19 protein-coding genes are annotated in these 21,500 nt (G+C 45.7%); 9 read left to right on the forward strand and 10 right to left on the reverse strand.

Going from position 1 to position 21,500, the window contains the following annotated elements; all coding sequences use genetic code 11:
* Positions 1-168: 168 nt before the first annotated feature.
* Both glnE and A142_RS03380 read right to left on the reverse strand, forming a co-directional pair.
* Positions 169-3,018 carry a bifunctional [glutamate--ammonia ligase]-adenylyl-L-tyrosine phosphorylase/[glutamate--ammonia-ligase] adenylyltransferase gene (gene glnE, locus A142_RS03375; RefSeq protein WP_019826851.1) on the reverse strand — a complete coding sequence of 950 codons (2,850 nt, stop codon included), beginning with the start codon at positions 3,016-3,018 and terminating at the stop codon, positions 169-171.
* Positions 3,019-3,261: 243 nt separating this feature from the next.
* Entirely contained in the window at positions 3,262-4,518 is a 1,257-nt protein-coding gene (locus A142_RS03380; RefSeq protein ID WP_019826853.1) for a methyl-accepting chemotaxis protein, read from the reverse strand.
* Between the two features lie 97 nt (positions 4,519-4,615).
* Here A142_RS03380 and A142_RS03385 point away from each other — a divergent pair, with 97 nt between their 5' ends.
* Positions 4,616-5,365, forward strand: a complete 750-nt coding sequence (locus A142_RS03385; protein WP_019826855.1) for a potassium channel family protein — start codon at positions 4,616-4,618, stop codon at positions 5,363-5,365.
* Positions 5,366-5,416: 51 nt separating this feature from the next.
* Here A142_RS03385 and A142_RS03390 read toward each other — a convergent pair whose 3' ends face one another.
* A complete protein-coding gene (locus A142_RS03390) occupies positions 5,417-6,934 on the reverse strand; it encodes an inorganic triphosphatase (RefSeq protein ID WP_017102953.1) in 1,518 nt (505 codons plus the stop codon).
* A gap of 207 nt (positions 6,935-7,141) precedes the next feature.
* On the opposite strand from A142_RS03390, the gene A142_RS03395 reads away from it, so the two are divergent.
* From A142_RS03395 to A142_RS03405, 3 genes are all read left to right on the forward strand, one after another.
* A complete protein-coding gene (locus A142_RS03395; protein WP_010434644.1) occupies positions 7,142-7,822 on the forward strand; it encodes a TIGR00153 family protein in 681 nt (226 codons plus the stop codon).
* Between the two features lie 128 nt (positions 7,823-7,950).
* Positions 7,951-9,213: an inorganic phosphate transporter gene (locus A142_RS03400; protein ID WP_017061418.1), complete on the forward strand. Its 1,263-nt coding sequence runs from the start codon at positions 7,951-7,953 to the stop codon at positions 9,211-9,213.
* A gap of 205 nt (positions 9,214-9,418) precedes the next feature.
* Positions 9,419-10,030: a TIGR04211 family SH3 domain-containing protein gene (locus A142_RS03405; RefSeq protein ID WP_019826861.1), complete on the forward strand. Its 612-nt coding sequence runs from the start codon at positions 9,419-9,421 to the stop codon at positions 10,028-10,030.
* 105 nt (positions 10,031-10,135) lie between these two features.
* On the opposite strand, the gene A142_RS03410 is transcribed toward A142_RS03405, so the two are convergent.
* Together A142_RS03410 and A142_RS03415 are read right to left on the reverse strand one after the other, a co-directional pair.
* Positions 10,136-11,083, reverse strand: a complete 948-nt coding sequence (locus tag A142_RS03410) for a general secretion pathway protein GspB (RefSeq protein WP_019826863.1) — start codon at positions 11,081-11,083, stop codon at positions 10,136-10,138.
* Positions 11,083-12,753 carry an ExeA family protein gene (locus tag A142_RS03415; RefSeq protein ID WP_019826865.1) on the reverse strand — a complete coding sequence of 557 codons (1,671 nt, stop codon included), beginning with the start codon at positions 12,751-12,753 and terminating at the stop codon, positions 11,083-11,085. Before A142_RS03415 ends, A142_RS03410 begins: the two co-directional genes overlap by 1 nt.
* A 36-nt stretch (positions 12,754-12,789) precedes the next feature.
* Here A142_RS03415 and A142_RS03420 point away from each other — a divergent pair, with 36 nt between their 5' ends.
* A complete protein-coding gene (locus A142_RS03420; RefSeq protein ID WP_019826867.1) occupies positions 12,790-14,106 on the forward strand; it encodes a multifunctional CCA addition/repair protein in 1,317 nt (438 codons plus the stop codon).
* A 100-nt stretch (positions 14,107-14,206) separates the two neighbouring features.
* On the opposite strand, the gene A142_RS03425 is transcribed toward A142_RS03420, so the two are convergent.
* Genes A142_RS03425 through folB form a run of 3 tightly spaced genes read right to left on the reverse strand, consistent with a single transcriptional unit; the run spans position 14,207 to position 15,864 of the window.
* The gene (locus A142_RS03425; protein ID WP_019826869.1) at positions 14,207-15,010 is read right to left on the reverse strand and encodes an undecaprenyl-diphosphate phosphatase; all 804 of its coding nucleotides are present in this window, start codon (positions 15,008-15,010) and stop codon (positions 14,207-14,209) included.
* Between the two features lie 15 nt (positions 15,011-15,025).
* Positions 15,026-15,508: a 2-amino-4-hydroxy-6-hydroxymethyldihydropteridine diphosphokinase gene (gene folK / locus A142_RS03430; protein ID WP_019826871.1), complete on the reverse strand. Its 483-nt coding sequence runs from the start codon at positions 15,506-15,508 to the stop codon at positions 15,026-15,028.
* Positions 15,505-15,864, reverse strand: a complete 360-nt coding sequence (folB, locus tag A142_RS03435; protein WP_004735969.1) for a dihydroneopterin aldolase — start codon at positions 15,862-15,864, stop codon at positions 15,505-15,507. Before folB ends, folK begins: the two co-directional genes overlap by 4 nt.
* Positions 15,865-16,002: 138 nt before the next feature.
* Between folB and plsY the strand changes: the two genes are divergently transcribed.
* Entirely contained in the window at positions 16,003-16,599 is a 597-nt protein-coding gene (gene plsY, locus A142_RS03440) for a glycerol-3-phosphate 1-O-acyltransferase PlsY (RefSeq protein WP_009847793.1), read from the forward strand.
* A 60-nt stretch (positions 16,600-16,659) separates the two neighbouring features.
* On the opposite strand, the gene A142_RS03445 is transcribed toward plsY, so the two are convergent.
* Both A142_RS03445 and tsaD read right to left on the reverse strand, forming a co-directional pair.
* Entirely contained in the window at positions 16,660-17,475 is an 816-nt protein-coding gene (locus tag A142_RS03445) for an alpha/beta fold hydrolase (RefSeq protein WP_019826874.1), read from the reverse strand.
* 106 nt (positions 17,476-17,581) lie between these two features.
* Positions 17,582-18,598 (reverse strand): tRNA (adenosine(37)-N6)-threonylcarbamoyltransferase complex transferase subunit TsaD, encoded by a 1,017-nt coding sequence (gene tsaD / locus A142_RS03450; RefSeq protein WP_019826876.1) that lies wholly within the window; start codon positions 18,596-18,598, stop codon positions 17,582-17,584.
* 258 nt (positions 18,599-18,856) lie between these two features.
* Between tsaD and rpsU the strand changes: the two genes are divergently transcribed.
* The 3 genes from rpsU (at position 18,857) to dnaG (ending at position 21,412) form a co-directional block, all read left to right on the forward strand.
* Positions 18,857-19,072 carry a 30S ribosomal protein S21 gene (gene rpsU, locus A142_RS03455; RefSeq protein ID WP_004396009.1) on the forward strand — a complete coding sequence of 72 codons (216 nt, stop codon included), beginning with the start codon at positions 18,857-18,859 and terminating at the stop codon, positions 19,070-19,072.
* 25 nt (positions 19,073-19,097) lie between these two features.
* Entirely contained in the window at positions 19,098-19,541 is a 444-nt protein-coding gene (locus A142_RS03460) for a GatB/YqeY domain-containing protein (RefSeq protein ID WP_017069475.1), read from the forward strand.
* A gap of 119 nt (positions 19,542-19,660) precedes the next feature.
* Positions 19,661-21,412, forward strand: coding sequence for a DNA primase (gene dnaG / locus A142_RS03465; protein ID WP_019826880.1), 1,752 nt, complete (start codon positions 19,661-19,663; stop codon positions 21,410-21,412).
* Positions 21,413-21,500: the final 88 nt, after the last annotated feature.

Below are 21,500 nucleotides of genomic sequence, written 5' to 3' on the forward strand. Positions count from 1 at the left end.
ACAATAAGAACACCTGATTGGCTGTAGTCAGGTAGAATTGGTTTCATTGTTGAGCTCCAAAAATCGAATCTGGCTAGAGTCTAGCACACTGATTACAGTGGCTAAACTACAGATAAATGAGTAAAAGCCTATCAAGATAAACATAGCACTCGCTACGCTATGACTGAATTATGCTTCCATCCACTGCTTCCATGCCTGAACAACATGTTCTCTTTCCATTTCAAACTTTTCAATCGCCACATCCGCATCAAGGTTAAGTAGATTACGGTGGTGGATTTCATCCCTTAATGTGGTGTACGCATTGGTCAATGCCATACCTTGTTGCTCGTCCATTATCCCTTGCGACAACAAGCTTTCAAAGATTCTCACATTGTCACACCAACGAGTAAGCTTAGGTTTCTCGTTGCTGTATCTAAGTACTAAATATTGCGCCAAAAACTCAATATCAGTGATACCACCGGCATCTTGTTTCAGCATGAACCGGTCGACTTTTTTGCCACCTAAATGGTCGCGCATTTTTTCACGCATATCCACAACGGACTTTTTGAGTGTTGTCTCATCACGCGCTAGGCACAAAACCTCATGACGTGTTTTGTTAAATGCCGAAGCCAATAACTCATCACCATAAATCATACGAGCGCGAGTCAAGGCTTGGTGCTCCCATGTCCACGCGTCATTATGCTGATACTCGTCAAAGGCATCGGTTGGACTCACTAACAGGCCAGATGCACCAGAAGGGCGTAGACGAGTGTCGACTTCGTACAGAATGCCAGAAGCGGTTCTGGTCGAGAAAATATGAATAATACGCTGCGCTAATCTTAAGTAGAATTGGCGCCCATCGATCTCTTTCTTTCCATCAGTATAGATGTGTACCGGGCAGTCGTGCATGAACACGATATCGAGGTCGGAGTTATAACCAAGCTCCCAGCCGCCAACTTTGCCATAACCAACGACAGCAAAACCGCGGCCTTCACGGTCTTTAACATGAGTGGGCTCACCAAACTTAGCCGACACTTGTAACCAAGCTTGGTTAACACCGGCTTCAACAACCGCTTCTGCTAAGTAAGTCAGGTGATCACTCACCTTCATCACCGGCAGCACACCCGCTATATCCGCCGCAGCAATCCTTAGGATACAAGTCTGCTTAAACTGACGCAGACCTTCCATCTGCTGCTCCATGTCGTCTTCAGGAATACGGGCAAGGTAATCACGCAGCTCGGTCTTGTAAGACTCTAAAGGCACTGGATTGTAGAGTTGCTGAGGGTCGATAAGTTCATCTAACAGAATTGGATAACGACCCAACTGCTCCGAAATCATCGGGCTTGCCGTACATAAACGAACTAACTGAGTCAACGCTGCAGGGTGTTCATCTAGCAGCTCAAGGTAAGTGGTACGCGTAACGATTTTATGCAGTAGATGCAGTACTCGCGACAAACCAAACTCGGCATCCTTAGCTGTGTACAGTGCTTGAAAGACTTTTGGCATCAGTCGATTGAGGACTTCACGCCCACGTGGGCCAAGGGTCTTCTTAGCTAGATCAGCTTTAAATTGGATGATGGTTTTTGCCGCTTCTGGTGGGCTAGCGACCGCAATATCATGCTCCAGTACATGTTCAATCACGTCTGGTTTATGGGCCATATCCCACAGTTCGCTAAAATGACTCGCGATCGGATTAGCGTCATCTTCATCAACGCCAATTAGGTCTTCGAACACGGTATGTACATTCGCCATATGGGCGCGAGTTGCCACAATCAAGCTATCCCAATCGGAAAATTGCATGGCAACCGCAAGCTGCAGTTGTTCGAATTCGCCGTCAGGTAACGTTTGAGTTTGCTTGTCAGCCATTGCTTGTAACAGGTTCTCAAGGCGACGCAAAAACAGATAAGCCTCACGTAGGTGCCCTACCTCTTCTGATTCAAGCAAGTGCAATGACTCGATAGCCGTTAGGGTTTCCAGTAACCCTCGACCGCGTAAGCTAGGCTCGCGTCCACCACGAATCAATTGGAATACTTGCGCGATAAACTCAACCTCACGAATACCACCAGAGCCAAGCTTGATGTTGTTCGAGAGACCACGACGACGCACTTCGCTGCTGATCATCGATTTCATTCGGCGCAGAGATTGAATCGCACTAAAATCAATATAACGGCGGAACACAAACGGACGTAGCATTTGGCGAAGCTCTTGATACTCCGGATACATCTCGCTGCCCATCACGCGCGCTTTAACCATAGCGTAGCGTTCCCAATCGCGCCCTTGCTCTTGGTAATAGTCTTCAAGTGCGGCATAGCTCATCACAAGTGGACCACTCTCACCAAACGGGCGCAGACGCATGTCGACTCGATAACAGAACCCATCAAAGGTTTGCTGATCAAGCGCCTTGATAACACGTTGCCCTAGACGGGTAAAGAACTGCGCATTGGCAATGCTTCGTCTCGCACCTTGGGTTTCGCCATTCTCTGGGTAGGTGAAGATCAGATCGATATCGGAAGAGAAGTTAAGCTCACCGCCCCCTAGCTTGCCCATACCAATGATCAACATCGGCTGTGCTTCGCCTTGTTCATTACAAGGTGTGCCCCACTCTTTACAACAAATATCGTACTGCCATTGGTAGGTTTCGAAGATCATCGCCTCAGCCAACATCGATAGATGATTTAGGCTCTGCTCTAGCTCCCACGAACCCATGAAATCACGCCAAGCAATGTAGGTCATTTCTCGATTACGGAATTGACGCAGTACGCGCTGACCGCTCATTTCATCGGCGCAACCAGAAAGTAATTCAGCCAATCGTTCTCGGTACGCTTCAGCGCGTTCTTCGCATGCCAACATATCAGGTAAGTCAGCACATAAAACCGTATCACGCTGCAGGCAATCTCCAATAAAACAACTTAAACCGAGTACACGTTTAAGATCTTCAGTCAGTGGCTCAGACCAAGTACTGATGGCTTCACTTTGATGCTCTAATAATTGCTCAAAAGCAGACTGTGAGTGAGTGACGATTTGAGAAGGCAATGGCATGTTTCTTCCTTGTATAAGCTGCGCGCTGAACAATCGGTTCTGTTCTTTAGTAAATAGTTTTAACAGACGAGTTTAACAACGAGCTTTGATAACCCGTTTTAATATCTAGGGATAAGTTATACCAAAGTTCTGCCAATAAAAAACGCCCACATTAGCAATGTGGGCGTTTTATCAGTGAACTTATAGAGTTAGGCCTTTCTCTCTAGAAAACAGCCTCTATCAATAAGGGTTTAGAGAACAACACTAAACCTTAAATTGCTTAATCTTACCGTCGAGTTCTTGTGCGTTGCTTTCCATAAGCTGAGAGGTCTCCAACAGCTCACCAACGACCACTACAGAGGCTTCAACAAGCTCACGAACATTGGTTAGGTTAACACTCATCTCTTCAGCAACACTGCTCTGTTGGCCTGCAGCGGTCGCGATCTGGAAGTTCATATCATTGATTTGGTTGACTTGGCTTACGATGCCATCTAGCTCTGAACCAGCATTGGTTACCAGATCAACGCCTTCAGCCGCTTCTACAACACTCTTCTCCATCAACTCTACGGCTGAGTTAGCGCTGCTTTGTAGGTGACTGATCATATCTTGAATCTCGACTGTCGCTTGTTGAGTACGCTGCGCAAGGTTACGAACCTCATCGGCAACAACCGCAAAACCACGTCCCGCTTCACCTGCACGCGCGGCTTCAATCGCTGCGTTCAGTGCTAACAGGTTCGTTTGTTCTGAAATACCTTGGATAGTACCCACAACGCTACCAATTGAGTCAACGCGTTCTTCTACTTGGTTTACCGCAGCTGCAGATGCTGCGATATCTGAGGATAGCTCACTCATCTTAGACACTGACCCTTGAACGAACTTCTGACCAGTAAGAGCTTGGCCTGATGCTTGTTCAGTCAATGACGAAGCGCTTTGCGCATGCTCAGCGACAGTTTGTACCGTAGAGGTCATCTCACTCATTGCTGTTGCTAGCTGATCGATCTCGTTGAACTCTTCTTGCGCTGAATCTTTGGTTTCAGACATGCTGATGGTCATCACTTCCGTCAGAGCAAACAGCTCATCAGAAGAGGCTACCTGAGTTTTGATCATGTCGTTCAGTTGGACGCGAGTTTTTTCAAGTTCGCGTGCCACATCGCCGTATTCATCTTTACAGTCCATTTGAATCGGCACTGATAAGTTCTTGTCGGCCATGGTTTTAATGGCGTCATTAAGGTATTGAGTCTGACGCAGCATAACGCGCGCCGCTGCTAATAGAAGAACCACAAACACAATGATCATTAAGGCTGTTTGCCAAGCTACTTGAACAAGATAAGTCTCGTAATGCTGCTGTGCGACTTGTGCGTTATTGGTTACAGCAAGCAATGAATCGTAAAACGTACTTGCGTCCCAAAGCTGCTTCGAAATGATCAAGATAGTGCTGAATATCATCAGCATGACCATTTTTGGAACGAGACGAACGTCAGAGATTACCCTTTCCCACGGCTTGAATGACAGTTTAGTCATTGTCAGTTCTCCATTAACTCTTATATATTGATGGCTTCTATATCCGCGAGATGGCTATGTCAGTCAAAGTTCGCGATTTATTTTGAGCCTCGTATGAATGTTAAATAGTATCAAAGACACCACTAAGCCGATGAGCTTATTATCACTGATTCTCTCTTTCTTAGCGTTATTTGTGATCTCAGGCTTATTGTTTGCACCGATTGATAAAGAATCGAAACAAGTTCTTATCGGCCTGGACTTTATAATCTGTAGCGTTTTTCTTTTTCAGCTCACTATTGATCTATTCAGGTCACAAAACAAAAAAGAATATCTAAAAGTACACTGGATCGATTTCTTAGCAAGCATCCCAATGATCGAGCCACTTCGTTTCGCTCGCATTTTTCAGATCTTGCGCGTGATTCTGGTTTTGCGCTCGGGTAAACGCGTTTTCAGAGAGCTGTTTCGCAATAGAAAAGAGACCACTCTCGCTTCGATCATTCTGCTTCTGGTTATTCTCTTAACCATAGGTGCAGGAACAATACTTCTGTTAGAGCACAAAGACCCTAATGCCAACATTACCACTGGCCAAGATGCTTTATGGTGGGCTTTCGTTACCATCAGTACTGTGGGGTATGGCGACCACTACCCAGTGACGAGTTCAGGGAAATTAGTGGCTTCTTTGGTTATTATTTGTGGCGTGGGCGTTTTTGGTATGATTTCAGGCTTGATTACCTCTTTAATCACCTCTCCCACTCATCATGAGAATCAACGGGCGGAAAACAAAGAGAAGCACCTTGAGAAGATCATCGAGCAACAACAGAAGATCTTAGAACGACTCGAAAAGCTTGAGCAACAAACAAAAAAATAGGGCCGGAGCCCTATTTTCAAATTCATACTAATATTGATATAGATATTGAATCTAGTCTTGCCAGTATGGCTCAACCTCAACACTGATTTGGCGTGTCTGTTCCATCGCATGCAGAATGGACACTTCTTGACGAGCCAGCCAACGCTCTAGCTGAACCTTCTCATCGCCTTCCAACTTCTCAGTCAAAGGCTCTAATGTTTTAAGTGCCAGCAAGTCATCAATGCCTTGCACCATATCGGCCCAAGGTAAACGGAAACTGTTTCGCTCAGCGTCATCATACAAACTCGCGAAACCAACACCAGAATATAGGTTTCGCATCAAACGGTATTGCTGCTCAATATACGCTTGGCTAGTCATCACTCGCTCTGGTGGGAAAGCTTCCATCAAGTCTGCCCATGTGCGATCGAGTTGCTGCACGGAAAACCATTCAATACCACGACCCATTTGCTCACGCGCTTTCTCATCTAAGAAAGGCTGCCAGCCACGAGACAAGATCCAACGGCTCAGATCCAACAATAAACCGGTGTAACGAGCAGAGCTCAGCAAGGTAAGCAGATCTTCACGATCTGGCAGTTGCTCTTGCATCTCTTTAAGCTCAGCGACTAAGAACTTACGCGCATCGAGTTTACGTAGTACGTGTCCTTTATCTTCCAGCAAGTCTTCGAAGTGATCATAGCTTTTCAGCCAATCGAGCTCTTGCTCAAGCCACTTGAGCTCTTGGCGTAAAATAGCACTTGCACGTCTTGGGACAATACCACCATAGATAGTGAAGGTTTGACGAATAAAGCTAAGCGAGTGGCTGATCTCATGCAGTGCTTCAATAGATTGGCGCTCGGTGAAGATCTGCTCATGATAGTGCCAATGAGCGAGAGCGTGCTCTAAAGATTGAATGAAACACGATTCAACGGTATCACTTTTATCAGTATCAACTAAAGTCAAAGGAGTAACTTCATCTCCTTGATAACCTTGAGCAAGGCGGTAACCCTTAGCCGCTTTACTTAGGTTACCCAAACGCATGCCACCTTGCTCGCAGAATTGACGAGACAATGTAAATAGCGCATCCGTTTGACCGGATTTAAGCTCCAATTCGACTTCGCAAATCGGTTCTTGCAGGTCGCCTGATTCAACAAAGCCCTGGTCGAATGCGACCTCGACTTGGCTACCATCAGGCATACCAATCAACCACTGCTCACGCGTGAAGTTGGTAGAGAATAGAGGAGTCAGCTCAGCTTGCAGCGTTTCGATGTCTTTACCTGCTGGCCAGATATCCTCTGGGTGCAAGGCTAGCTTAGGTTCGTTGCTGTCGTGCTCTGCATTGTATTCAGGCCTTTGGTGCAGGCCAGCAACCACACGACCAGCAGTTTTTACGGTTTGTACAAATACGTCATCAAAGCGTCGAATGCGTAAGCCTGTATCGTGCTTACGTAGCCAGTTGTCAGCGGTGTCAAAGTAGATGTTACCTAGCTCACGACAACTGTGCTGAAGTACTTTAGTTTCAGCAATTTTATTGCGTAAAGTCTCTGAAAATTCAGGAGAAACAAAAAACTTCAGTTCTATCTCGGTTTCCATAGTTATACCTTTCTGTGAAGATAGGGACAGGATATTGCCAATTTGAAAAGTCGGCAAGTCAGAAATATCGCCCTTATGATGATCTAAAACAGTTTTAATGAGAGATTGATTAGGTTAACATGCGCGACTTTGTAGCCATCGCTTAACATTTCACCATGAATATGGTGTATGTTGTTTTAAGGTTATTATTTATTAGGTTGGATGACCATGCCAGTAAATACAATTATGGGGTTATTTGCAAAGTCCCCAATTAAACCTTTGCAGCGTCACGTAGTATGCGTGAACGAATGTTGTTCTCACCTAGTTAATTTCTTTGAAGTTTCTTCAAAAGGTGACTGGGAAAAAGCATCAGAAATTCGAGCTCAAATTTCTCACCTTGAGAAAGAAGCTGACGTACTAAAACGTGAAATTCGTCTTAAACTTCCTCGTGGTTTGTTTATGCCAGTTGATCGCACCGATATGTTGGAGCTATTAACGCAACAAGACAAACTCGCAAACCTAGCGAAAGACATTGCTGGCCGTGTATATGGTCGTCAACTTGTCATTCCTGCTCCAATGCAAGAAAACTTCATCGCTTACGTTAAACGTTGTCTAGATGCAGCGAACCAAGCACAAAACGTAATCAATGAATTAGACGAATTACTTGAAACTGGCTTTAAAGGCCGTGAAGTAACACTCGTTGCCGAAATGATTCATCAATTAGATGTAATTGAAGATGACACGGATGCGATGCAGATCGAACTACGCCAACAACTAATGGCAATTGAAGGCGATCTGAATCCAGTTGATATCATGTTCTTATACAAAATTCTTGAATGGGTTGGTGGTATTGCAGATCAAGCACAGCGTGTAGGCGCTCGTCTTGAAGTAATGCTTTCTCGATCTTAAATCATACGTTAACCATATAACGAAGAGCATTTTTTGAACAAACCACTTATGCGCTGAGTATTTCTCTCGCTGAGCGGTTTTTTGCGTCTAAATTTGTTCCGCTTGTTATCAAACAACTAGGTATTACGATGGATATCCTTGCTAACTACGGCACTGTCCTGATTATTGTTGCAGCAGCTTTCGGTTTCTTGATGGCTATTGGTATTGGTGCAAATGACGTTGCGAACGCAATGGGCACCTCAGTAGGCTCTAAAGCTCTAACCGTTAAACAAGCGATCATTATCGCAATGATCTTTGAATTCGCAGGTGCTTACCTTGCGGGCGGCGAAGTAACAGACACGATCCGTAAAGGTGTTATCGAAACGTCTCTATTCGCTCATCAACCTGATGTACTTGTGTACGGCATGATGTCAGCACTTCTTGCTGCTGGTACATGGCTACTTCTCGCTTCTTACATGGGCTGGCCTGTTTCTACGACTCACTCAATCATCGGTGCAATCATCGGTTTTGCGTGTATTTCTGTAGGTACTGAAGCGGTAGACTGGAACAGTGTTCAAGGTATTGTGGGCAGTTGGATTATCACACCCGTTATTTCCGGCTTCTTCGCTTACGTGATATTTGTAAGTGCTCAACGACTGATTTTTGATACAGAGAACCCGCTATTCAATGCGAAGCGCTTTGTACCGGTATACATGTTCATCACAACGATGGTGATTGCACTTGTAACCATCAAGAAAGGTCTTAAGCACGTTGGTCTTCACCTAAGCAACACTGAAGCATGGGTTTGGGCTGCTGGCGTTTCTGCGCTTGTTATGATCGGCGGTTACCTATACATCCAGAAGAAATTTGCTAACCGCGAAGAAGACCACGGCTTTGCCGGTGTTGAAGGCATCTTCTCGGTACTAATGGTTATCACAGCTTGTGCGATGGCATTTGCACACGGTTCAAACGACGTTGCGAACGCGATTGGTCCACTGTCTGCTGTTGTATCAACCGTTGAGCACATGGGTGAAATCACAGGTAAGAGTACTATCGCATGGTGGATTCTTCCTCTAGGTGGTTTCGGTATCGTTGTTGGTCTTGCAACAATGGGTCATAAAGTAATGGCAACCGTTGGTACTGGTATTACAGAATTAACACCAAGCCGTGGCTTTGCTGCACAACTTGCAACTGCATGTACGGTTGTACTAGCTTCAGGTACTGGCCTTCCAATCTCTACTACACAGACACTAGTTGGTGCAGTATTAGGTGTTGGTTTTGCTCGTGGTATCGCAGCACTAAACTTAGGCGTTGTACGTAATATCGTGGCTTCTTGGATTGTGACACTGCCTGCAGGTGCTCTACTTGCTGTTGTGTTCTTCTACGGAATTCAAGCTGCGTTTACTATGTAATCGCGACTGCGTTAGTGAATACTAGCGTCAGAATAGTGTGAGCTTCAGTAACGATATGTAAATGCCATGTCATTATTGACTCAAACGCACAGAAAGGGAGGCTTTGCCTCCCTTCTTTGTTGCACCGCATAAAGAAACTAAATATTATTTGCTGATTGAGGCTGACTCATACGCCTACCCAATTTGAATCGTTAAGGGATTTACTGTGAAAAAACTGATTAGCTTAGTTTTGTTCGCAATGCTTGCGGCTCCAGCTGCCTTTGCACAAGACCGTTATATTGCTGATAAACTATTTACTTATATGCATTCTGGCCCAAACAACACCTTCCGTATCATAGGTAGTGTTGATGCTGGTGAAAAGATTACATACCTACAAACTAACAAGAGTACAGGTTACACCCAAATTCAAGACAACCGTGGCCGTAAAGGTTGGGTTGAAAGCAAGTTTGTAAGCACAAAAGAAAGCATGGCACTGCGCATGCCTAAGCTAGAGAAAGAGCTGACAGAAGTTAAAGGCAAGCTAGCGAACGCTCGTCAGAGTGCTGACAGCGAAAAAGCTGGCCTAGCAAGCTCTCTAGATTCTCGTAACAAGCAGATTGCTGAACTAGAACAGAACTACAGTGAAATTAGCCAGCAGCTGACGAGCTCTCAAACAGAGAACCGTGAACTACGCGCTAAGCTAGACACTCAAAAAGACGACCTACTATTAAAGTACTTCATGTACGGTGGTGGTGTTGCGGGTATTGGTCTACTTCTTGGCCTTGTTCTGCCACACATCATGCCTCGTCGCAGAAAGTCACCAAACGGTTGGGCGTAGACTTAACGCTTGTATCAGGTACAGTAAATTCAGTATCGAATATCAAAAAGGAGCACCTAGGTGCTCCTTTTTATTTGTCTGTTATCTACATACTTATAGAACTCGCTAGCCTTTCCATTCGTACAGAGCTGGGATTTCTATCTTCTGCTGATTGAACTCTATGATTACCGATTGTGGCTTAATCTCCAGTAATTGAATGTCTTGTCCAATCCAATCTCCTTGCGCCACTTCTTGGCCGTTCACTTTTACCCAACGCTTGGTTTCGCTACTCGAGTACATATGGGTTTGTAGGTCTAACTTAGGAAGGACTCCTGATAAGCTATTGGTGTGCGTTTCCAACTCAATGACCTGAGAACCTCTTTGCCCTGCTGGTCTAGAGTCCATTGGTTCAGGAGCGCTTTGTTGCTCACCCATAATGGATTCAAGCTTCAATGCCAAATCAGGTGGCAACTCACTGAGGTCTAGCCCTTGCAGCAGATCGCTGTCTGATTGCTGATAATTGCCTTTATCGCTTACACCAGGTCCAACTTCAGGCTCAGCTAATAACAGCTCTGAATCATCTATCGTTCGCGTACTGCTCTCGGCTATGACTACCGGCACAGTAACTCCACTAGAGAGGTTAGTGCTGTCAAAATAAACCTGAGCATAAACCTCTTGCCGAGGTAACGACTTTAACGCCTTACTTGTCGGTGCTGAACGCACCACAAACAGAGGCCCATCTTCCATTTCTTCTTCCGCATTCAAGTCAGCCGTTTCGACATCCTTGAATTGAGCTAGCTGTGGTTCTGTGTTCGAAGTGGTGACAGCTTGGCTAGCCGTTTGCTGTTGATGGTAAGATTGATAAGCCAGAACGCCACCTACCAACAAAGAAGGAACCAAGATTAAAAGTAGCCCCATCGCTAACGATGAACCTCGCTTGTTGCTCATCCCTTTGGCAGAATTAGGAACATGATGATTCTGGTAGCCTTTGAAGCTTGGCTTGCTAAGAGAGTGCTGATTAATAGAAGACGCCTTGTGAGACGACTGTTTAAGTTCGTGCATAATACGTGACATTAGCTTTCGCCCCCTTCTAGTGACATCAGCTTAGGCGAATCGAGTTGAGCTAATCTCTGCAACCTTGCCAAGGTGCGCTTACCTGCAATGCCATCAACCGACATACCCTGCCAAGTTTGAAACGCTTCAACCTTCATTTTTAATTCGTAATCAAATACATCACTACCAGACACAACCTCTCCCAACACCTCAGAAAGCAACAAATCAAGCAAAGCCACAGCTTCACCTTGGTAACCCTCTTTCAGCGTCTCTCGCAACGGCTGTTTCCAAATCGCGACATAATCACCCTGCCAGATCTGCTCTAGAGATTGCTTCGGCATGACTAAGAGTTTTTCGTTAACCAGTAGTTCGACAGAATCTTGTGATACGCCATAAAGCACCGCAAACACAGATTCTTGTTCTATGTCTAAGTTCAACACCACAGGAACGCCTAACTCAAGTAAGTCATCCAAGCTAGATTGTTGCTGTTCACATACGAAAACACTTTGCGGCTCGCTTAGACATAAACCGTCTCGCAATGAAGACTGGTATCCCCAAAGGGTGTATAAATCCTTGATAGCCAGCGAGCGGTTAGTCCCTTGCCTCAAGTGTTGTTGAATATGTGGCGGCAGTGCAAACTTGTCTGTCTCAGGCTCAGCAACAACCTTAGGCGTATCTGCTACTAAGGAGCGCTGCATCTTAGCTGAGCTTACTGCTTGGACTTCATTTGAAGATTTGGATGTTAGCCATGAATCTATGTAGGTAGGGGCAAAATGAAAGGTTGCCATCGCAAGCGCGACGCTCAAGGTAGCCGCACCAGCGTATTTAGCTAGCTTTGGTAGCGCGCTCGCGGCGCGAGGTTTATCGACATGGTAAACCTCGGCTTGAAACGCCATGATCTGCTGGCACGCTTTGCTGACCGTATCATTACTTGGTGTTTGCTCTCCCTCATGAAAAGCTAACTGCAGCGCCTTATCACACACCAAGTTAATGAGCCTTGGAATGCCATGAGTATATTGAGCAATCAGCTTGACGGAACGATTCGAAAACAGCATCTGCTCGCCACCAGCCGTCTCTAGACGAAACGCGATGTACTTACCGGTTTCTTGAATATTGAGAGGCAACAAATGGTAACGCCCCGTAATACGCTGCGCTAGCTGGCGCAGTTGCGTGGTCTGCAAGTGTTGTTGTAATTCAGGTTGGCCAACCAACAGTACTTTTAACAGCTTGCGGCTGTCGGTTTCCAAGTTCGTCAGAAGGCGTAGCTGCTCCAACACATCGGCAGCTAAGTGTTGGGCTTCGTCTATCACCAATAAGGTTTGAATACCTTCCGCATGACTATCCAGTAAGAAGTAGTGAATCGCCTGACTCAGCTGCTTCAAGGATGCCTGTTCTGGGTACTCGACCTCAAACTCATCGCAGATAGCTTCAAGTAAATCCGTATTGGAAAACGTAGGGTTAAGTATAAGGCCAGCTTGAGTTTGGCTATCAAGAGAAGACAACATCGCCTTAGCGACCGTTGTTTTACCTGTTCCCACCTCACCAGTAAGCATTGCAAAGCCCCCACCCTCACCTAAACCGGCTTGTAGGTTCTGCATCGCCTCTTGGTGGCGCTGACTCAAAAACAAGTAGCGAGAATTTGGTACAATCGAAAATGGCATCTCAACGAAGCCAAAATATTCCTTATACATGTGCTGCCCTATAATTACGATTAATGGAAAGTACCATTGCTTGCCGTAAAGTCCAGCAGTGATAAAACATTTCGAGGTGATAAGTTGCAAATATACGATAGCCTACCAAAAGAGAATGGGCTACAGCGCTATCTAGTCGGTGGGGCGGTGCGCGATAAGCTACTCAATATTGATAGCTATGATAAAGATTGGGTCGTGGTCGGCAGTACCCCTCAACAGATGGAAAGCCTTGGCTTCACTGCTGTGGGTAAAGATTTCCCGGTATTCCTGCATCCAAAAACCAAGGAAGAGCACGCACTGGCTCGCACTGAGAGAAAATCAGGCTCTGGTTACACAGGCTTCGAATGTTACTTCGCGCCGGATGTTAGCCTGGAAGAAGATCTGATGCGCCGCGATCTAACGATCAACGCCATCGCACAAGATGATGAAGGCAATCTTCACGATCCTTACCATGGCCAGAGAGATCTCTCAGATCGTATCTTAAGACATGTTTCGGACGCTTTTGTTGAAGATCCATTGCGTGTGCTGCGTGTTGCTCGCTTCGCTGCCAAGCTTCACCACCTCGGTTTTAGCGTCGCACCTGAAACCATGACCATGATGGCGACAATCGTTCAATCAGGAGAACTTACTCACCTTACTGCTGAGCGAGTGTGGCAAGAGTGGCACAAATCACTCAGCACGCCACACCCAGAAGTGTTCCTTTCGGTGTTGAGAGAGTGCGGAGCATTAGGGGTTGTTTTGCCAGAGATTGACATTCTATTTGGTGTTCCTCAACCGGAAAAGTGGCACCCTGAGATCGACACGGGTATTCATACTCTGATGGTTGCTCAGCAAGCAGCGCTATTAAGCCCATCGCTACCCGTACGCTTTGCTGCTCAAGTGCATGACTTAGGTAAAGGAGTTACACCTGAAAGTGAGTGGCCAAGCCACAAAATGCACTGCCACACAGGTGTTAAGATCATCAAAAAGCTATGTGAGCGAGTCAGAGTACCTAATGAGTTCAGAGATCTTGCGCTGTTAGTGTGTGAGCAGCACTCAAACATTCATCGTGCCGGCGAGCTCAAGCCGACAACCTTCCTTAAGGTTCTCAACAAGTTCGATGTTTGGCGCAAACCAGATCGACTTAACGATATCTTGCTTTGCTGCCAAGCTGACCACGCTGGCCGTAAAGGGTTAGAAGCTCAGCCTTACCCTCAAAAAGCACGTTTTGAAGTCGCTTACCAAGCGGCGCTTCAAGTAGAAGTCAAAGCGATAATTGCTGATGGTTTTCAAGGCAAAGATATTAGAGAAGAACAAGAAAAGCGTAGAGCCATCGCAATTGAAAATGCCCTATCAGAAATCGCTGATAATTAATCGCCATAACGCTGATTACCATGCATAAAAAAACCCGCGACTAGGCGGGTTTTTCCGTTTCAATCTGTAGGACGAAACATTTGTCTACGTAAGTCGAGTGCTACTGCATCATCAAGAAAGCAAATAGACCAAAACCTAGAATCAGGCGGTAGATAACAAACGGTGTCATACCCATACGAGAGATAAGCTTCAAGAAGAAGTGAATACAGATATAAGCACTGATGAAAGAAACCACGATACCCGTTAGCAAGGTGCCAACATGGATTGGGTCACCGCTTGTCACCAACTTAAGACCTAAATAACCACCAGCCAGAGTGATGATTGGGATAGACATCAAGAAAGAGAATCGAGCCGCTGCTTCACGTGTGAAACCAAGGTAAAGCGCCGCGGTAATGGTTGCGCCAGAACGAGACGTACCCGGAATGATCGCCATTGCTTGAGCAAGACCAATAAACAGCGCCTTTTTCCAACCCGCTTGGTATTCGTCATCGCGCAGGCTTGAGTTCTTGTCCACCCACCATAGCAATAGACCAAAGATAATCGTTGTCGTCGCGATCACCCACGCACTGCGTAAGTAAAGCTCAACAATATCTTTCATCAGCAAGCCAAAGATACATGCAGGAATCGTCGCGAGAATGATCATCCACGCTAACTTCGCTTCTTTACTGCGATCGCCTTTAAACACTGAACCAAAGAATGCGCTCAACAGAGAGACCACTTCTTTACGGAAATAGATCACTACCGCGGCCAAAGTACCAACGTGGACAGCCACATCAAAAGCCAAGCCTTGATCTTCCCAACCTAAAACAGCAGAAGGAAGGATTAAGTGTGCAGAACTGGAAATAGGTAAAAACTCAGTAAAGCCTTGCACCAACGCCAATATAAACGCTTCAAAATAACTCATTACTTACCTTAAAAATTATAGTTTTATATCTACGACAGAGAGCGAGTCTAATTGCTGCATCTTCTGCCATATTTCACTGACGGTTCTTCCGTCTTGCGGGATCACTCTCGCAGGACAAAGATCATAAAGCGGTTGTGTTACAAAAGGATATTTGTAGATATCACTGCGTGGTAATTCTGGTTCACGCTCAGAAACCTCCTCTCCAAACAACACAATATCAAGATCGAGTTTTCGATCTTGTAGTTTGTGCGCATCTTGAGAGCGACCCCATTTAAACTCAATTTTACGCAGCTGCTGTGAAAATTCAGTCAATGAGAGTGACGTGTCAAGCTCTATCACAAAGTTATAAAACGGATGGCTATTAAAACCCACGGGCTCACAGTGATAGACTTTAGAGCATTTAAGGTTAGTCCCTAACGATTGAAGCTCTGTCCATGCCACCCTTGCATGCTTGTCGCGGTCTATGTTCGTGCCAACACCAACATAGGCTACTGTCATGCTTGGCCTCGCTCGATGATCACGCCAACAGCTTTTGCTTGTGGTACCGCGCCCGGTTTAGCCAATCGGATTTTGATCCAAGGCACAGAGAATTGAGTCATGATCAATTCAGCGACTTCTTCAGCCACACGCTCCACCAACAGAAATCGGCCATTCGCAATGTGGTCAAGCACGGCAGTACTCACTGTCGAGTAATCCAAAGCATCAACCACATCATCACTCTTACCTGCAGGGCGGTTGTCATGAGCCATTTCAATATCAAGCACAAGTTTTTGTTTAATCTCTTGTTCCCAATCGTAAACACCGATCGTTGTAATTACTTCTAGCTGTTCAATGAAAACTTTATCCAGTGCCATGACTTGTCCTTTTAGAGGTCGGATACCCATATTGGGGAAAAAAACGTATTATTTGCGTAATTCGAGATATGATATCAATTACTCTTGGATTGAGCATTATTTTCCCATCGTTAGGCTTATAACCGTTTAAGGAAAGACATGACCCCATTGGCACTAATCATGATCATTGCAGCCTATTTGCTAGGTTCAATCTCTAGTGCGGTCTTGATATGCCGAGTCTTAAGGCTTCCTGATCCAAGAACGGTGGGATCCAATAACCCTGGAGCCACTAATGTACTGCGCGTTGGCGGCAAAGGCGCAGCTGCTGCTGTCCTCCTATGTGACATGCTGAAAGGCACCATCCCGGTCTGGCTTGGTTACTACCTTAAGATCGACCCAATCATTTTAGGGGTTGTCGCAATTGCGGCGTGCCTTGGCCATATGTATCCGATCTTCTTCCACTTTAAAGGTGGTAAAGGTGTCGCAACGGCACTTGGCGCTATCGCCCCAATAGGATTCGATCTAACGGGAATGATCATGGCGACGTGGTTAGTGGTCGCGTTTTTATTTCGTTATTCTTCTTTAGCGGCGCTGGTTACCGTACTACTTGCACCTTTCTACGCTTGGTTAGTCAAACCGCAATACACACTGCCCGTGGCTATGTTGTGTTGTTTGATCGTGTTGCGTCACCATCAGAATATCCGCCGATTACTTGATGGCAGTGAACCAAAACTCGGACAAAAAAAATCGGCTTAACCTTATATATCCGTTTGAATATAAAGATTTAAGCCGATAAGTTTTAGCTGTCGAGAGTGCTTATAGCAGATGTTTATCTAAAAACGTCTTCAACATTGTGTTCACAAACTCTGGCTGCTCTAACGAGCTAATATGACCTGCGCCAGGAATCACCACTAATTCACTGCCTGTAATACAATCGTGCATAAGATATGACTCAAGTACCGGACGTGGTTTGTCTTCTTGTCCAACAGCAATCAAAACAGGCAGAGCGAAGTTCTCTACCGATTCAATCATATCTCGACGTCCAAAGACTATTCGACCAATTCGTGCTACTTCTTCCGCGTTTTCGCCTTCAAGAGCTGATAACTGCTGAGTAAAACCTTCCACCAAATCTGGCGTGTTGGTTTGAGCATCGTTTGCGAAGAACAATGGAACCACAGCTTCAACAATCGGTTGAGGAACCATCTTAGTTTGAGTGATGGTGTCTAACATGTTGAAGTATTTAGCATGAGCAACTTCTGGCTCTAAACCAACAAAGGTATCCATAAGTACCAAAGACTTGATTCGAGCAGGTGCTAATTCGGCAAGCTCCGTTCCCCACATACCGCCAACCGATAGGCCGACAACGGAAAACTCTTCGATTTCTAAATGATCAAGGAGATCCAAAATGTGTTGAGCATAATCTTTCAGGTTACGCATTGAGTTCGGCGCAGCTTGTGACTCACCATGAGACCAAAGCTCTGGAACAATACAACGATACTGAGTTTTTAACGCTTCGATCTGCGGCTTCCACATTGCACTATCCCAAAGGTAACTGTGGCCGAGTACAACAACAGGGCCTTGACCTTCATCTAGGTACGCCATCGATTGATTGTCTACTGTGAACTTGTTCATTTTCTTCCCTAATCTCTATCAGCAATTATTTATCGACATACAGTCGGTAAGCTAGGATATAAAAACGGCCGCACAAGGCGACCGTTTATCGAAACACTATAGTCAATTACGCAATTGGCTCTAGCTGGTCAATAGGCCAACGCGGTGTGGCATGAACAGACAAATCAGCCGTTTCGCCATTCTTCAGGCGCTGCATGCCCGCATAAGCGATCATCGCACCGTTATCTGTACAGAACTCAGTGCGTGGGTAGTACACCTCACCACCGATTTTCTTAGCCAATGCCTCAAGCTCAACACGCAGTTGTTTGTTGGCACTTACACCGCCAGCAATCACTATACGTTTCATGCCCGTTTCAACCAAGGCACGCTTACACTTGATTACTAAGGTTGCACAAACGGCTTCTTGGAACGCGTAAGCGATATCAGCGCGAGTTTGGTCATCATTATCGTTATCACGAATGGTATTCGCTGCGAACGTCTTCAGACCAGAAAAGCTCATATCTAAACCCGGACGATCGGTCATTGGGCGCGGGAACTTAAAACGGCCCGGAGTGCCTTTTTCCGCCAAACGAGATAGCAGTGGACCACCAGGGTAATCTAAGCCCATCAGTTTCGCGGTTTTATCAAACGCTTCACCCGCTGCATCATCAATCGATTCACCAAGGATTCGGTATTCACCAATACCTTTCACTTCTACCATCATGGTATGCCCGCCAGAAACCAGCAGAGCCACAAATGGGAATGGAGGAGGGTTGTCTTCTAACATTGGCGCAAGAAGGTGACCTTCCATATGGTGAACAGGCACAGCAGGCACGCCCCACGCATAAGCAATACTGCGACCAATCGTTGCACCTACAAGCAAAGCACCCACTAAACCAGGGCCAGCTGTGTAAGCCACACCATCAATGTCTTTCGACGTTAGGTTAGCTTCAGCCAATGCCGCTTTAATAAGAGGAATTGTTTTTTTCACGTGGTCACGCGAAGCTAGCTCAGGCACCACACCACCGTAATCGGCGTGCAGCTTTACTTGGCTATATAATTGATGAGAAAGCAGCCCTTGCTCATCATCATAAATCGCGATTCCTGTTTCATCACAAGAGGTTTCAATACCAATAATGCGCATAATTTTCTCGGCACGCTTTCGTCTAAAATGGGAAATTAGCGCAATATTACCCTGCCTAAGCTCTTCAAACAAATATTGTACAGACTATAATCGACAAAGTGCTTTACAAAGCCACTGTGATCGGATTAAAATTCCGCACCATTTTTGATCAAGCTGGTTAATGGCCAAACGCAAATAGAGAGTTAGCTCGATGGGTAACTTCTCTGATTTGGTACTGAGTGGCCAGCGATAATGAATAACCCCTGAGGTGAAAGGCATATGCCAATAGTTAAAGTACGTGAAAACGAACCGTTCGACGTTGCACTACGTCGTTTCAAGCGCTCTTGTGAAAAAGCAGGTATCCTTTCTGAAGTTCGCCGTCGCGAGCACTACGAAAAGCCAACTACAGTTCGCAAACGCGCTAAAGCAGCAGCTCAAAAGCGTCACGCTAAGAAGCTAGCTCGCGAAAACGCACGTCGCGTTCGCCTGTACTAATAACTTAATCCATAAGGACTGAGTTATGGCTCTTATTGAACAACTCAAAGAAGAGCAAAAATTAGCGATGAAAGCCAAGGACAAACCGCGCCTTGGCACTATCCGCTTAGCTCTTTCAGCAATTAAGCAACGTGAAGTTGACGAACGGATCACTCTGAACGACGACGACATTCTTGCTGTATTAGTTAAAATGGTTAAGCAACGTCGCGATTCTGTTGCTCAATATGAATCGGCAAATCGTCAAGATCTTGCTGACGTGGAAAAAGCAGAAATTACGGTACTTGAAGGCTTTATGCCTCAACCGCTAACTGATGAAGAAGTTATTGCACTACTTGATAGCGCAATCGCCGAAGCTCAACCAGCGGGCATGCAAGACATGGGTAAAGTAATGGCTATCTTGAAACCACAAATTCAAGGGCGTGCAGATATGGGTAAAGTTAGTGGTTTAGTTCGTTCTAAACTCGCTTAATCCCAAATCAAATTGCAACAAGCCGTGCAATCCTTCGGAACGCACGGCTTGTTTGTATCTGTAACCTATTCAAACTATTATTATCCACACTCTCAGTTAGTGCATTTTTCTAAGGTTTTATGGCAGGACACATCCCGCGTAGTTTCATCGATGATCTCCTAGCGCGTCTCGACATTGTCGACATTGTGGACGCACGCGTGAAACTTAAGAAAAAAGGCAAAAACTATGGTGCTTGTTGCCCATTCCACAACGAAAAGACCCCTTCTTTTAGCGTAAGCCAAGAAAAACAGTTTTATCACTGCTTTGGTTGTGGCGTACACGGTAATGCTATCGACTTCATTATGGAGTTCGAACGTCTCGATTTTGTTGAAGCTATTGAAGAGCTAGCCTCTTTCTTAGGCCTCGATGTTCCTAGAGAACAGCGCAGCGGCGAGATATCAACAGCACCAAGAGCCAACAGCGAACAAAAACGTAACCTCTACGATTTGATGGGTGGCATCAGTAATTTTTACCGCTCTCAACTGAAAATATCAGCCAACAAACCTGCGATTGATTACCTAAAGAATCGTGGCCTTTCGGGCGAGATCGTCCAGAAGTTTGGTATTGGTTATGTGGCCGATGAGTGGGACTTAATTCGTAAGAACTTTGGCCAACAGAAAGAAGCCCAAGACATGCTCGTGACTGGCGGCATGTTAATTGAGAACGATAAAGGTAACCGATACGACCGATTCCGTGGACGCGTAATGTTCCCGATTCGCGATCGTCGTGGCCGTGTGATTGGTTTTGGTGGTCGTGTATTAGAAGACGGCACTCCAAAATATCTCAACTCACCAGAAACGCCTATCTTCCATAAAGGTAAAGAGCTTTACGGCCTTTATGAAGTGCTGCAAGCCTACCGTGAACCGCCGCAAATTCTTGTGGTTGAAGGTTACATGGATGTCGTGGCTCTCGCGCAATATGGTGTCGATTACTCAGTAGCATCACTGGGCACCTCGACAACTGGCGACCACGTTCAAATGTTGTTCCGTCAGACCAGCACTGTGGTTTGTTGTTACGATGGTGACCGAGCAGGTAAAGAGGCCGCATGGCGCGCACTAGAAAACGCACTTGAGTATCTGAAAACCGGTAACACGCTTAAGTTTCTGTTCTTGCCCGACGGTGAAGACCCAGACAGCTATATTAGAGAGCATGGTAAAGCCGCTTTTGAACAGCTAGTCCACAATGCGACGCCGCTTTCGACCTATTTGTTCGATAACCTGATTGAAATACACAAGTTAAACTTGGGAACAACCGAAGGTAAATCAGCACTGCGTGCACACGCCAGCGCCTTGATTAACAAAATTCCTGACAGTTACTTCCAAGAATTGCTCGAAAAACTGCTCGATGAGCGAACTGGATTTGATAACCAATTGCGACGTGCGCGTGTTCATACACAGAACCCGACACCTCAACCGCATAAAGAGCTCAAGCGCACTCCAATGCGTGAAGTTATCGCTTTGCTTATCCAAAATCCGAGCTATGCTGATATGGTACCGGATTTATCAAGTGTCAAAGGCTTACAGTTGCCTGGACTAAGTTTATTCGTCGAAGTACTTGATAAATGCCACGCGCATCCCCATATCAACACAGGCCAATTATTAGAGCATTGGCGACACAATAAACATGAGGCTCTTCTGTCTCGTCTCGCGAGCTGGGAAATCCCCCTCGACGAAGACAATCAAGAAGACATATTTTTAGACTCATTGGACAACATACTTGCCCAGTGCGTTGAAAAACAAATTGAAAACCTGCAGGCCAAAGCAAGAAGCGTCGGTTTATCAGCCGAAGAAAAAAGGGAGCTACTAGCTTTAATGCTAGATCTAAAAGCGTAACCCTGTTTGATTAGTCAGCATTTAATAAATTTGTTAACATAATTGGTTTGCATTTGAGAATGCAACGTCCTTCACCAGACCTGAAGTT

The sequence above is a fragment of the Vibrio splendidus 12E03 genome (assembly GCF_000272105.2).
GTDB classification, from domain to species: Bacteria; Pseudomonadota; Gammaproteobacteria; order Enterobacterales; family Vibrionaceae; genus Vibrio; species Vibrio splendidus_I.